Raw genomic sequence first — 12,977 nt, 5'->3', positions numbered from 1 at the left:
TCGGGGCGGCGGGCCGGGGCAGCGGTCCGCCGGACGGACAGGGCCGCGCGGGGTTGAGCGGGTGGCGGGTGGGTGGGCGGGGAGGGAGGGGGAGAGGGAGGGAACGAAGCGGCCCGGGAGCCGAGTTGCCTCGGTTCCCGGGCCGTGGTCGGGGTCCTGCCCGTCAGGGGCGGGGTGGTCCGGTCAGGTTGCCGGTCCGGGCGGCTCGGGTGTGCCGGGCCGCCCGGACGGTGGTGGGCCAGGGGTGGGCGGTGTCTTTCCGGGTCAGTGCATGACGGTCCGGGCCAGTGCGCGGCGGGCGCGGTGTGAGGCGCGTTCCGCCTTGCGCAGGAGGCGTGCGGATCGGCGCTCCAGCCGGCGGGCCACCGTCAACTGGTGGGCGGTCCGTTGAGACTCCGCTTCCCTGATGCGCTCGCTCATATGAGAGCGGGCCATGGCTTCTTGGATGAGTTGCAACTTGCTTGTCCTGTTCAGCTTGTCTTCGGTGCGTGGGCGAGCCGCGCGGGGCGCGGTGCCCGGCTCGGTGGTGACGAGGGTCATCTGGAGTTCTCTCCGCGGGCCGTGGGGGGCGGGCCGTCCGATGGTGCCGGGCGCGTTCACGCGACGACCGGGTTCTTCCGGGGGCGGCCGCGCGGGCGCTTGCGGGGGACGACGACGCCCTGGACGAACAGCTCCCCGCCCCAGACGCCCCAGGGCTCACGGCGCTCCTTCGCCCCGGCGAGGCAGGCCTCGCGGAGCGGACAGGTGCCGCAGAGGGACTTGGCGTATTCGACGTCCTCGGGGGTCTCGGCGAAGAAGACCTCCGGGTCGTAGGCCCGGCAGGGCACGGCGGTGTCGAGGCGCTCGATGGCTTCGTCGAGCTCGGTCAGCGAGTACAGCGGGGTCACAGCGGTCTCCGGAGTGGGTGGTGGCGTCAGGTCGGGGCGCGGGTACGGCGCGAGTGGCACGGTCAGTCCTCGTGTCGGTTGTCGGTCCCGGCTTGTGGCCGGATCTGGCGCGGAAAAACAGAAGGGCCGCGGATCCCGGTGTGGGTTCCGCGGCCCTGGAAGGTGCCGGCCTGATCTCGCCGATCAGGCTGGATCACTCCAGGGATCGAGCCCGCGGAGGGCCCACATCGTGTGAAGCTGCGTCTTCTGCTGTCCGAAGATCTGGTGTCCGGCGCCGACTCCGGCGGTGACATAGGTGGGCAGATCGCTGCCTGCCGTCATCACCGCGGTCGCGGGCGCCGAGGTCGGTCGCTCGCTGACGGACTCGCCGAAGGCGGGAACCGACAGCTGTGCACGTGCGGCAGCGGACACACCGGTGCCCGTGACACGGACTACGCCACCGGACACGACGGGGGCGGCGAGCGGCCGACCGGCCAGTTTGGTGATCAGCTGATTAATCAAGGGACTCGCCTCCTTCGGCGTCTCGGTGAACGGGGATCCCGCTCATGCGTGCACTTCAGTAGAGCATGGCCGAGGGGTGAGAGGAAGCCTCCCCTTCGCCATGAGAGGCACGCTATGCGGATTTCTCCGGCGGGCGCAAACTATTTTTCCGTGACTTCTGAAGTCACTTCTTCAACCATCGCCTCGGAGGGCTCGGTGGCCTCCTCCGCGGGCGCGTCCGCGGACTCCCGCGCCCCCGGCGGCTCCTCCCCCGCGCACAGGGCGAGCACGTCCGCGCCGAACTGCCGGAGCTTGTGCGGGCCGACGCCCGAGATGCGCGCGAGCTCACGCTCGGTACCCGGGACGTTCTCCGCGATGGCCATCAGCGTGACGTCGGTGAACACGGCGTAGGGCGGCCTCTTGAGCTCTCTCGCCTGGTCGAGACGCCATGCGCGGAGCCGCTCGAACAGTTCCTCGTCCATCGTGGACGGACACTCGGCGCAACGGCGCAGCTTGATCTCGGCGGCCTCGGTGAGGGTGCGGTCGCAGACGCGGCACTTCACGGGGCCGCGGGGCTTGCGCCCCCGTGCGCCCGTGCCCCGCTCCACGCTCCCGCCGCTGCCGCGGCCGCCCGCCGGGGCGCCGGGGCGCAGGCCGTCCAGGAAGCGGCTGGGGCGGCGTCCCGCGCGGCCGCCGGGTGAGCGGGCGAGTGCCCAGGACATGGTGAGGTGCAGGCGGGCGCGCGTCACACCGACGTACAGGAGGCGGCGCTCCTCCTCGACCTGCTCGGGCGTCTTGGCGTGGGTGATGGGCAGCATGCCGTCGGTGAGGCCGACGAGGAACACGGCGTCCCACTCCAGGCCCTTCGCGGCGTGGAGCGAGGCGAGGGTGACGCCCTCGACGGTGGGGGCGTGCTGGGCGGCGGCGCGCTCGTCCAGCTCGGCCATGAAGTCGGTGAGGCCCGCGTCCGGCCTGGCGCGGGCGAAGTCCTCCGCGAGCCGTACGAGGGAGCGCAGGGATTCCCAGCGGTCGCGGACGGCGCCTGATCCGGCGGGTGGCTCGTGGGTCCAGCCCATGCCGGTGAGGACGGCGCCGACCTGTGCGGCGAGGCTGTCGGCGCCGTGGAGGGCCGGGTCGTTGTCCCCCGCGCGGGCGGCGCCGCGCAGGGCGGTGCCCGCCTGGCGGATCTCGGGCCGCTCGAAGAAGCGCTCGGCGCCGCGGAGCTGGTAGGGGACGCCCGCGTCGGCGAGGGCCTGCTCGTAGACCTCGGACTGGGAGTTGGCCCGGTAGAGGATGGCGATCTCGCTGGCGGGGACTCCCGGGCCGCCCTCGGCGGCGGGGGTCGTCAGTTCGCGGACGCGGCGGGCGACGGCTTCGGCCTCGGCGGGCTCGTCCGGGTGCTCGGCGAAGACGGGGTCGGGGCCCGTGGGGCGCTGGGAGACGAGTTCGAGGCGGTGTTCGGCGGCGGCGCCGCTCGCCTGGGAGAGCAGGCCGTTGGCCAGGTGCACGACCTGGGGGCTGGAGCGGTAGTCGCGGACGAGCTTGACGAGTGTGGCGCCGGGGTGGCGTGAGCGGAAGTGCAGGAGGTATTCGGGGGTCGCTCCGGCGAAGGAGTAGATGGTCTGGCTGGCGTCGCCGACGACGCAGAGGCTGTCGCGGTCGCCGAGCCACATCTGGAGGAGCCGCTGCTGGAGGGGGCTGACGTCCTGGTACTCGTCCACGACGAAGTGCTGGTACTGGCCGCGGACGGTCTCGGCGATGTCGGGGCGGTCGCCGAGGATGCCGACGGTGAGCAGCAGGACGTCCTCGAAGTCGATGACGCCGCGTTCGCTCTTGAGCCGTTCGTAGGTGGCGTAGACCTGGCTGGTCTGGGCGGGGTCGCGGGGGACCTCGCGGCCGGTCTTGAGGACGGCGGCGGGGTAGTCGTCGGGGGTGGTCTGGGTGACCTTGGCCCAGTCGATCTCGCGGGTGAGGTCGCTCAGCTCAAGGCGTTCGAGGCGGAGGCGGCAGCGGCTGGCCGCCTCGGCGACGAGGGAGATCTTGCGGTCGAGGAGGCGGGGCATCTCGCCGCCGACGGCCCGGGGCCAGAAGTACTGGAGCTGGCGGAGGGCGGCGGCGTGGAAGGTGCGGGTCTGGACGCCGCCGACGCCGAGCTGGCGGAGCCGTCCGCGCATCTCGCCCGCGGCCCGGACGGTGAAGGTGACGGCGAGGACGGTGGTGGGCTGGAAGATGCCGGACCGTACGCCGTAGGCGATGCGGTGGGTGATGGCGCGGGTCTTGCCCGTGCCGGCGCCCGCGAGCACGCACATGGGTCCCCGCAGGGTGGTCGCGACGGCGCGCTGCTCGGGGTCGAGTCCTTCGAGCACGGCGTCGGCGGAGTCGGGGGTGGGGGGGAAGGCAGGCGTGGGTGTGGGGGACGGTGAGGTGGGCGGGGTGTCCGGTGCGGTGCTCACGGACGTCATGCTGCCAGGTCCGGTCGGCGGTGCGGGCGGCTTGTCCACAGGGCCGAGGAATTAGTCACACCGCTTCGCATGTTCTGCTGGGGGGAGGCGACCAGTCTCCTGACGGGGACGACAGCGCGATACACGAAGGAGTCCGGGACGATGTCTGGCACCGTGACGATGTACAGCACCACCTGGTGCGGCTACTGCCGCCGGTTGAAGAGCCAGCTGGAGCGCGAGGGCATCGCGTACACCGAGATCGACATCGAGCAGGAGCCGTCGGCCGTGGAACTCGTCGAGAAGGCGAACAACGGCAACCGCACGGTGCCGACCGTGGTGGTCTCGCCGGAGTCGGGTGGCTCGGAGGTCACGATGACCAACCCGTCGCTGCAGCAGGTGAAGCAGGCGCTGACGGCCTGACGCGGTGTGCCCGGCGTCACCCGGCCGTGTCACCGGGCCCTGTCACCGGGGCGGTGTCACCAGGGGGACGCCGAGGCGAGCGGCTTGCCGTACCACATCTCGACCAGCCGGGCCGCGATGGAGACGCCCGAGGGGGGCAGGACCTCCCCGGACTCCATGGCGGCCCGCAGGTCGTCGCGGGAGAACCAGCGGGCCTCCTCGATCTCCTCGCCGTCGGCCCGGACGTCGGTGCCGGTCGCGTGGGCGAGGAAGCCGAGCATGAGGCTGGAGGGGAAGGGCCAGGGCTGGCTGGCGATGTACTGGACCTCGCCGATCGGGATGCCGGCCTCCTCGTGGACCTCGCGGACGACGGCCTGCTCGATGGACTCGCCCGGTTCGACGAAGCCGGCGAGGGTGGAGAAGCGTCCCTTGGGCCAGTGCATCTGGCGGCCGAGGAGCGCGCGGTCGTCCTCGTCGACGACGAGCATGATCACGGCGGGGTCGGTGCGCGGGTAGTGTTCGGCGCCGCAGGCGGGGCAGCGCCTGATGTGGCCCGCGGCGGCGATGACGGTGCGTTCGCCGCAGCGTGAGCAGAAGCGGTGGAGGCGCTGCCAGTTCTCGAGGGCGACGGCGTGGACGAGGAGTTCGCTGTCGCGTTCGGAGAGGAGTGCGGCGGCCTCGCGGAGTCCGGCGGGGCGGGCGGCGGCGTCCATGCGGCCGGGGAGGGCGTCCTTCTGGAGGGCGAAGTACTTGACGCCGTCCGCGTCGGTGCCGAGGAAGTAGCGGTGGGCCTCGGTGAGGGGCGCGTCGAAGGACGGCATGGTGACGAGCTCGGTACGGCCGTCCGGCGTGTCCTCGATCAGTGCCTGTCCGCCGGACACCACGAAGACGCGTGTGGTGGGGTGGCTCCACGCCGCGGCGAGCCATGCTTCGTCGAGGCGGTGGCTGGCATCGCGGTCGATGCCGCCGGTGCCGGTGAGGGCGATCGGGTGGACGACGTTGTCCGGAGACGCCGGGGTTGTACTCATGATGAAAAGCCTAACCGGGGTCGTTGGGCTCCCAGGAGTCCTCCCCCAGCAGCAGGAGCTCCAGTCCGCGGCGTCCTGGCAGGACGCTGGGGCGTACGACCTCTCCGCTGCGGACGTAGAGGAACGCGGCGGTGACGGCCGAAAGGGGCAGTTCGCGGCGCTCGGCCCATGCGAGGCGGTAGATGGCGAGCTGGAGGGGGTCGGCGTCCTGGCGGCGTGAGGTCTTCCAGTCGACGATCTCGAAGGTGCCGTGGGGTCCGCGGTAGACGGCGTCGATCCGGCCGCGGATGACGCGTCCGGCGAGCTGGAGCTGGAAGGGTGCCTCGATGCGGTAGGGCCTGCGGTGGGCGTAGGGGGTGCGGCCGAAGGCTTCCTTGAGGGCTTCCAGCTCGCGTTCGTCCCGGATCTCCATGTCGTCGCGGTCGCCGCCGGGCAGTTCGTCGGGGCCGAGCATGGGGAGGGCGAGGGTTTCGAAGCGGGAGGCGACCCAGGCGTGGAAGCGGGTGCCGCGGCGGGCGGCGGGCTGGGGTGGGCGGGGCATGGGGCGGGCGAGGTCGCGGGCGAAGCCGTCGGGGTCGGCGGCGAGGCGCTGCACCTGGGAGGCGGACAGGGACTGGGGCAGGGGGACGTCGCGTGAGGTGGCGCGGGTCTGGCGCAGTTCGCGGGCGAGGGCGGCCAGGTCGCGGTCCCAGGAGGTGACGGTGCGCCGTTCCTCGGGGGTCAGGCCGTCGTCGGGGGTCGGTCCGTCGTCGGGACCCTGGGGGTCTTCGGTGGTGTCGCGTGGGGCGGGGACGGTGCCGTCGCGCAGCCGGGCGAGTACGGCGTCGGCGGCGGCGCGGCGGCGGGCGAGGGCGGCGGGGTCGAGCGGGAGGGGCCACAGCTGGTCCTCGTCGCGGTCGGCGAGGGCGGGGTTCTCCTCGTCGTCGGCGGGTTCGTCGGCCCAGGCCTCGACCTCGCCGTGCGCGGGGTGGGTCTCGCAGTGGGCGCGGAGTGCTTCGAGGAAGTCGGAGGGGCCGCGGCGGCGTTTCTGGCTGGGGCCCCACCAGTGGCCGGAGCCGAGGAGGAGGGTACGCGGACGGGTGAACGTCACGTAGCCGAGCCGCAGCTCTTCCAGGGCGAGGTGGTCGGCGACGGCGGCCAGGTACTCCTTGTGGGCGGCGGCGGTCCATTCGGGTGCGGCGGGCAGGGTGCCGGCGTCGCCGCGCAGGGGGTGGGGCAGGGCGCGGGGCTGTTTGAGCCAGGAGTCGCGGGTGGGTTTGGCGGGGAAGACCTCGGCGGACAGGCCGGGGACGACGACGACGTCCCATTCGAGGCCCTTGGCCTTGTGGGCGGTGAGGACCTTCACGGTGTCGTCGCCGCCGGGGAGGGAGCCGTCGAGCCCTTTGTCGTACTGCGCGGCGGCGCGGAGGAAGGCGAGGAAGGCGGGGAGGGTGGCCTCGCTGTCCACGGCCGTGCCGGCGCGGCCGGCGGCGAATCCGGCGGCGACGTCGAGGAACGCGCCGAGCGTCTCGCGGCGGCGGGCGGCGAGGGCCTGGGGTGAGGCGGCCAGTTCGACTTCGAGGCCGGTCATGGACAGGACGCGGTGGAGGACGTCCATCAGCGGGTCGCCGAGGGAGCGGCGGAGTTCGCGGATCTCGGCGGCGAGGTGGGCGAAGCGGACGCGTGCCTCGGCGGAGAACGGGAGGGCGGCGTCCTCGGAGGGCGACCGGTCGCCTTCGCGCGGGGTGTCGCCGGGCGGGCCGCTGTCGATGAACGTGTCGAGCGCGTCGGCGAGCGAGGTGATCTCGGCCGGGTCGGTGCCCTCGACGGCCGCGGCGAGCCGTTCGGGGGTGGCGGCGGCGTCGGTGCGGCGTACGAGGAGGCGGGCGAGTCTGCCGAGGAGGGCCAGGTCGCGGGGGCCGATGCGCCAGCGGGGGCCGGTGAGGAGGCGGACGAGTGCGGCGTTGGCCGTGGGGTCGGCGAGGACCTGGCAGACGGCGACCAGGTCGGCGACCTCGGGGAGGTGCAGGAGTCCGGAGAGGCCGACGACCTCGACGGGTACGCGGCGGTCGACCAGTTCGCGCTGGATGGCGCCGAAGTCGCCGGCGGTGCGGCACAGGACGGCGATCTCGCCCGGCGGGGTGCCGGTGGCGACGAGGTGGGCGATGTGGTCGGCGGCCCAGGTGAGTTCTTCGGCGTGGGTGCGCAGGAGGGCGCAGCGGACGCGTCCGGCGTGTTCGGCGCCGTCGGCGGGGCGGAGGGGGGCGACGGCGGGGTGGCGGGCGCGGAGGGGTGCGGCGAGGTCGTTGGCGAGGGTGAGGAGGCGGCCTCCGCTGCGGCGGTTCTCGCTGAGGGTGTGGCGGGTGGCGGGGCGGCCGTCGCGGTGGGGGAAGTGGTCGGGGAAGTCGTCGAGGTTGGCGACGGAGGCGCCGCGCCAGCCGTAGATGGCCTGGCAGGGGTCGCCGACGGCGGTGACGGGGTGGCCGGTGCCGTCGCCGAAGAGTCCGGCGAGGAGGACGCGCTGGGCGACGGAGGTGTCCTGGTACTCGTCGAGGAGGACGACGCCGAACTGGTCGCGCAGTGCCTGGCCGACTTCGGGGAGGTCGCGGGCGAGGCGGGCGGCGAGGGCGATCTGGTCGCCGAAGTCGAGGAGGTCGCGGGCGCGTTTGCGGGCGCGGTACTCCTCGACGAGGTCGAGGAGGCGGGTGCGGCCCGCGGCGGTCTCGGGGATGCGGCGCAGGTCGGCGTTGGTGAGGGGGGTGTGTTCCAGTTCGGCGAGGAGGGCGGTGTCGAACGTGCGGAGGGCGGCGGGTTCGACGAGGTGTTCGGAGAGTTCGGCGTCGAGGGCGACGAGGTCGGTGACGAGGGTGGTGAAGCTGCCGGGGGGCGGTTCGAAGTCGGCGGGTGCGGCGCGGAGGACTTCGGCGGCGAGCTGGAAGCGGCCGGCGTCGGCGAGGAGGCGTGCGGCGGGTTCGACGCCGAGGCGCAGGCCGTGTTCGGCGAGGAGGCGTCCGGCGAAGGCGTGGTAGGTGGAGATCTGCGGTTCGCCGGTGGCCTCGGCGTCCGGGTCGGGAACGGGGTCGGGGGCGGTGTGGGGGCCGGGTGCCGGGCCGCCGCCGATTCCGGCGAGGGCGAGGGCGGCGCGGACGCGTTCGGCCAGTTCGGCGGCGGCCTTGTTGGTGAACGTGAGGCCGAGGACGCGTTCGGGCGCGACCTGTCCTGTGCCGGTGAGCCAGACGACGCGGGCGGCCATCACGGTGGTCTTGCCCGAGCCGGCGCCCGCGACGATCGCCTGGGGTGCCGGCGGTGCGGTGATGCACGCCAGCTGCTCGCGGGTGAACGGGATGCCGAGCAGTTCGCCGAGCTGCTCGGGCCGTTCGAGTGGGGCGCCGGACACGTGGGGGAGCCTATCCCCCGCCGCTGACAGTGCGGCCGTCGTCGGTGGCGGGAGGGGTCGCGGGTGGTGTCAGGCGCGGTCGGCGAGGAGGGCGCGGGCGAGTGCGGTCTGGAGGGCGGTGAGGCCGCGCAGGAGGGGGACGGCGGTGGCCAGCAGGACGACGCCGACCGCCGTGTTGAACGCGATGTCGGCCGCCTCGGAGGAGATGCCGAACATGAGGTCGAGCAGCCCTTCCTCGCCCTCGTCGCGCGGCAGGGACCAGGACCAGGCGCCGTAGAGCAGTTCGCCGAGTCCGCCGACCGTCCAGGTGACGGCGAAGCAGAACGTGACGATCCGGAGGGGGAACGCGACGAGCGCGTGGGCCAGGTCGCGCCAGCGCTGACCGTCCCCCAGGGCGTGCAGCGCGCGGGGGATGCCGCTGCCGCGGCGCTCCCGGTAGCGGGGGGCGGGGATGGGGCGGCCGGTGACGTGTGCGACGCGTTGCCGTTCGACGCGGGCGAAGGCGCCCGCCACGGCCAGCGCGGCGACGAGCAGGGACGCGCCGACGACCAGGGCGAGGCCGACCGCGCCGAGCACGAGCATGGTCAGGACGGTGGAGAACGCCGCGATGCCGAGGGGCAGTCCGGTGAGCAGGTAGCCCAGTTCGCGGCCGAAGCGTCCCTTGCGGGGCGCGGGGGGCGGTGTGCCCCACGTGTCGTGCATGTCGCGCGTGCTGTCCGTCGTCCTCGTCGCCGTCACGGCCGTCTCCCTCGTTTCCGCCATGCCTCCACGCTCCCGCACGGGGCGGGCGGTTCCCAGCCGTCCAGGTGGTCAGCCGGTGGTGGTGCCAGCTACACCCCGCGGGGGGCGCGGGTCCCGCCGGTCAGTCCACGACCTGCCGTCCCTCGGGCCGCGCGCCGCACGCCCCGTGGAAGGAGCACGTCCCGCAGTGCTGTCCGGTGCGGGGCGAGAACCGTTCGTCCAGTACCCGGCCCGCCGCCTCCGCCAGCAGTTCCCCGACCCACGCGCCGTCGCCGCCGTCGCCGCTCTCCCCGCCCAGGGGTGGCTGCCGCTGCACGGCGGGCAGTGTGTCGCCGCCGTCCTTCTTGGCCGCGCCCTGCCGCAGGTGCACCAGCTCAGCTCCTGCGGGCGTGACGCCCTCCTCGCCGTGCCTGATGGCGAGCTGGTAGACGGCGAGCTGCGGGTGGCGTTCCACTTCCCGCTTGGTGGGCCGTCCGCGGCCGGTCTTGAAGTCGACGATGTACGCGCGTCCGTCCGCGTCCTGCTCGACCCGGTCCATGACGCCGCGGATACGCACCTCGTGCCGCCCGGCGGTCAGCGTGACGTCGAACTCCTGCTCGCTCGCGGTGGCCTCGCGTCCCTCGCGCTGCTGGAGGACGTGCCAGTGCAGGAAGCGTTCCAGCGCCGCCCGCGCCTCCGCCTGTTCCTTGCGCGACTGCCACGGCGCCTCGAACGCCAGGGCGTCCCACACGGTTTCGAGGCGTTCCATCAGCACGGACAGGTCGGCGGGTGTCGTGCCGGAGGCGACCTCGTCGGCCAAGACGTGCAGCACGTTCCCGAATCCCTGCGCCGCCGTCGCGGGGGTGTCGGCGTGCACCTCGCGTCCCAGGAACCACTGGAGCGAGCATGTGTTGACGAGCTGGTCGAGCGCGCTGCCCGACAGCGCCACGGGGCGTTCGGGGTCACGCACGGGCGCCGGGGAACGGGAGGTCTCGCGCAGCCCCCACCAGCGCTGGGGGTGGGCGGCGGGGACGAGCGGGTGCCCGTCGTCGTCGCGCAGCGCGGCCAGTTCCGCGAGCCGGTCGGCGGCGGCGCGGCGCAGTGCGGGCGACGTGGCGGGGTCGACGGTGGTGGCGCGCAGTTCGGCGATCAGGGCGGCGAGGGACAACGGGCGGCGGGGGCGCTGGCCGACGTCGACGGGCTCCACGCCCAGCTCGCGCAGGAAACGGGACGGCTGGTCGCCGTCGTCCGCGCCCCGCACGGCGGTGACGACGAGCCGGTCGCGGGCGCGCGTGGCCGCGACATAGAACAGGCGGCGTTCCTCCGCGAGCAGCGCGCCGGGGCTGAGCGGGTCGGCGAGGCCGTGCCGCCCGATGCGGTCGGCCTCCAGCAGCGAGCCGCGGCGGCGCAGGTCGGGCCACAGGCCCTCCTGCACCCCGGCGACGACGACCAGGGACCATTCGAGGCCCTTCGACCGGTGCGCGGTCATCAGCCGTACGGCGTCCGGGCGTACGACGCGCCCGGCGAGCGTGTCGGCGGCGATGTCGTGCGCCTCCAGCTCGTCCAGGAAGATGCGCGCCCCGCGTCCGCCGACGCGCTCCTCGGCGCGCGCCGCCGCGTCGAACAGGGCGCAGATGGCGTCCAGGTCGCGGTCGGCGTTCCGCCCGGCGGCGCCGCCGCGCCGCGCGGCGCGCTCCAGCCTGCCGGGCCAGCCGGTGCCGTCCCACAGCTGCCACAGGGCCTCCTCGGCGCTGCCGCCGCCCGCGAGCAGTTCGCGGGTCTTGCGCAGGAGGAGGCCGAGGCGCTGGGCGGCGCCCGCGTACGCCGGGTCGTGCGCGACCAGGCGCTCGGGTTCGGCGAGGGCGCGGGCGAGGAGTTCGCCGGACGGGCGGGGCACGGCGGTCCCGGCGGCGCGTTCCTCGTTCCGCAGGGCGCGGCCGAGGCGGCGGAGGTCGGCCGCGTCCATGCCGCCGAGCGGGGAGGTGAGCAGGGTGTGGGCGGTCTCGGGGTCGAGCGCGGGCCGGTCGCCCGAGCCGTCGGGGTCGTCGGTGCTGTCGTGGCTGTCGTGGCTGTCGGGGCCCTCGGCCGGGGCGCGCCGCGGCTCTGGCCGCGAGACGGCGCGCAGGGCGGTGAGCAGCGGTGCGACGGCGGGTTCCTGGCGCAGCGGCAGGTCGTCGCCGTCCACGTCGAGGGGCACGCCCGCGGCGGTCAGCGCGCGCCGTACGCCGGGCAGGGAGCGGGCGCCCGCGCGGACGAGGACGGCCATCTCGCGCCAGGGCACGCCGTCCTCCAGGTGGGCGCGGCGCAGGAGGTCGGCGATGTTCTCCAGCTCGGCGCCGGGCGTCGGGTACGTGTGCGCCTCGACGCGCCCGCCCTCCCGTACGGCATGCAGCGCGCGGTGGCGGCGCACGGCGTCGGCGGGGAGCCGGGCGAGGGGCATGCGCTGGGTGACGAGGCGCGTGGCGGCGGTCAGGGCGGCGCCGGAGCGGCGCCCGGTGGTGAGGACGGCGACGGGCGCGGGGGCGCCCGCGCGGGTGCGGAAGGCGTCGGGGAAGCCGAGGATGGCGTTCACGTCGGCGCCGCGGAAGGCGTAGATGGACTGGTCGGGGTCGCCGAAGACGGTGAGGTCGCGGCCGTCGCCCGCGAGGGCTTCGAGGAGCGCGGCCTGGGCCGGGTCGGTGTCCTGGTACTCGTCGACGAACACGGCGTCGTACCGGTCGCGGACGGCCGCGGCGATCTCGGGGTCCTCGGTGAGGCGGACGGCGCCGCGCACCAGTTCGGTGTAGTCGAGGACGCCCTGGGCCTGCGTCACGTCGAGGTATTCGGCGAGGAAGTGGGCGGCGGCCTCCCAGTCGGGGCGGCCGGTGCGGCGGGCGAAGGCGGCGAGCGTGCCGGGGTCGAGGCCCAGTTCGCGGGCGCGGGCGAGGACGGCGCGCAGCTCGTCGGCGAAGCCGCGCGTGGTGAGGCAGGCGCGCAGCTCGTCCGGCCACTCCCAGCCGGTCGCGGGCCGCCCGGAGTCGCGGTGCCCGGCGAGCAGTTCGCGCAGGTAGAGGTCCTGTTCAGGACCGGAGAGCAGCCGCAGCGGCTCGGCGAACAGCTCGCGGTCCTGGTGGGAGCGCACGAAGGCGTACGCGAAGGCGTGGAACGTGGTGGCCTGCGGCGCGCGCCCGCCCATGCGCGCCGTCATGCGGTCCCGCAGCTCGGCGGCGGCCTTGCGGCTGAACGTCAGCACGAGCACCCGTTCCGGCTCGGTGCCCCGCTCCACGCGCTCGGCGACGGCCGCCACGAGCGTCGTCGTCTTGCCGGTGCCGGGACCGGCGAGTACGAGAAGTGGACCGCCCGTACCGGCCGCGTGCTCAACCACGGCGGCCTGGCTCGCGTCCCCTGCCAGGGCGCGTGCGTCGGCGGCCGGGGGACGGACCAGTCGGTACGCTCCCGAAGCGGACGGCGGGCGATCGGTCGACGGGACGGAGAGACTCACGTGCATCGCGCATTCTGGGAGACCGCCGCGCCACCGGACGGCGCGGCCGGACGGACGGCGGACGGAACGGACGCTGCGGGCAGAACGGGCAGGACGGGCGGTACGGGTGGTCCGGGCGGAAGAACGACCGTACGCCCCTCCCCGCGCCCCGCGCACGGCACGGCC

Annotated in this window: 9 protein-coding genes; 1 reads left to right on the top strand and 8 read right to left on the bottom strand. The window is 74.5% G+C overall.

Annotated elements, in window-relative coordinates; genetic code table 11:
• Positions 1 to 264 precede the first annotated feature (264 nt).
• From ACIBPC_RS01035 to ACIBPC_RS01020, 4 genes are all read right to left on the bottom strand, one after another.
• Positions 265 to 600 carry a hypothetical protein gene (locus tag ACIBPC_RS01035; protein ID WP_362966034.1) on the bottom strand — a complete coding sequence of 112 codons (336 nt, stop codon included), beginning with the start codon at positions 598 to 600 and terminating at the stop codon, positions 265 to 267.
• Complete coding sequence (locus ACIBPC_RS01030) at positions 597 to 947, bottom strand: WhiB family transcriptional regulator (RefSeq protein WP_362966036.1); 351 nt, start codon at positions 945 to 947, stop codon at positions 597 to 599. The genes ACIBPC_RS01035 and ACIBPC_RS01030 overlap by 4 nt, the downstream gene beginning before the upstream one ends.
• Before the next feature lie 123 nt (positions 948 to 1,070).
• A complete protein-coding gene (locus ACIBPC_RS01025; RefSeq protein WP_398840388.1) occupies positions 1,071 to 1,388 on the bottom strand; it encodes a hypothetical protein in 318 nt (105 codons plus the stop codon).
• A 140-nt stretch (positions 1,389 to 1,528) separates the two neighbouring features.
• Positions 1,529 to 3,829, bottom strand: coding sequence for an ATP-dependent DNA helicase UvrD2 (locus tag ACIBPC_RS01020; RefSeq protein ID WP_398840386.1), 2,301 nt, complete (start codon positions 3,827 to 3,829; stop codon positions 1,529 to 1,531).
• A 141-nt stretch (positions 3,830 to 3,970) separates the two neighbouring features.
• Between ACIBPC_RS01020 and ACIBPC_RS01015 the strand changes: the two genes are divergently transcribed.
• Positions 3,971 to 4,228, top strand: coding sequence for a mycoredoxin (locus tag ACIBPC_RS01015; protein ID WP_362966040.1), 258 nt, complete (start codon positions 3,971 to 3,973; stop codon positions 4,226 to 4,228).
• A gap of 56 nt (positions 4,229 to 4,284) precedes the next feature.
• Here ACIBPC_RS01015 and nudC read toward each other — a convergent pair whose 3' ends face one another.
• The 4 genes from nudC to ACIBPC_RS00995 form a co-directional block, all read right to left on the bottom strand.
• On the bottom strand, positions 4,285 to 5,235 hold the full coding sequence (gene nudC, locus ACIBPC_RS01010) for an NAD(+) diphosphatase (RefSeq protein WP_362966042.1): 951 nt from the start codon (positions 5,233 to 5,235) through the stop codon (positions 4,285 to 4,287).
• Positions 5,236 to 5,245: 10 nt separating this feature from the next.
• A complete protein-coding gene (locus tag ACIBPC_RS01005; RefSeq protein WP_398840384.1) occupies positions 5,246 to 8,611 on the bottom strand; it encodes an ATP-dependent helicase in 3,366 nt (1,121 codons plus the stop codon).
• 69 nt (positions 8,612 to 8,680) lie between these two features.
• Complete coding sequence (locus tag ACIBPC_RS01000) at positions 8,681 to 9,373, bottom strand: sensor domain-containing protein (RefSeq protein WP_398840382.1); 693 nt, start codon at positions 9,371 to 9,373, stop codon at positions 8,681 to 8,683.
• A 100-nt stretch (positions 9,374 to 9,473) separates the two neighbouring features.
• Positions 9,474 to 12,818 carry an ATP-dependent helicase gene (locus tag ACIBPC_RS00995; protein WP_398840380.1) on the bottom strand — a complete coding sequence of 1,115 codons (3,345 nt, stop codon included), beginning with the start codon at positions 12,816 to 12,818 and terminating at the stop codon, positions 9,474 to 9,476.
• Positions 12,819 to 12,977 lie beyond the last annotated feature (159 nt).

It is taken from the genome of Streptomyces sp. NPDC049879 (assembly GCF_044461265.1).
Classification (GTDB): domain Bacteria; phylum Actinomycetota; class Actinomycetes; order Streptomycetales; family Streptomycetaceae; genus Streptomyces.
Note: the sequence above shows the minus strand (reverse complement) of the source record. Positions and strands in the feature narration are given on the sequence as shown.

Excerpts from the sequence above, each read along its gene's own strand:
- ACIBPC_RS01020 (WP_398840386.1), bottom strand. The coding sequence starts at position 3,829 with ATGACGTCCGTGAGCACCGCACCGGACACCCCGCCCACCTCACCGTCC.
- ACIBPC_RS00995 (WP_398840380.1), bottom strand. The coding sequence starts at position 12,818 with ATGCACGTGAGTCTCTCCGTCCCGTCGACCGATCGCCCGCCGTCCGCT.
- ACIBPC_RS01000 (WP_398840382.1), bottom strand. The coding sequence starts at position 9,373 with ATGGCGGAAACGAGGGAGACGGCCGTGACGGCGACGAGGACGACGGAC.
- ACIBPC_RS01015 (WP_362966040.1), top strand. The coding sequence starts at position 3,971 with ATGTCTGGCACCGTGACGATGTACAGCACCACCTGGTGCGGCTACTGC.
- nudC (WP_362966042.1), bottom strand. The coding sequence starts at position 5,235 with ATGAGTACAACCCCGGCGTCTCCGGACAACGTCGTCCACCCGATCGCC.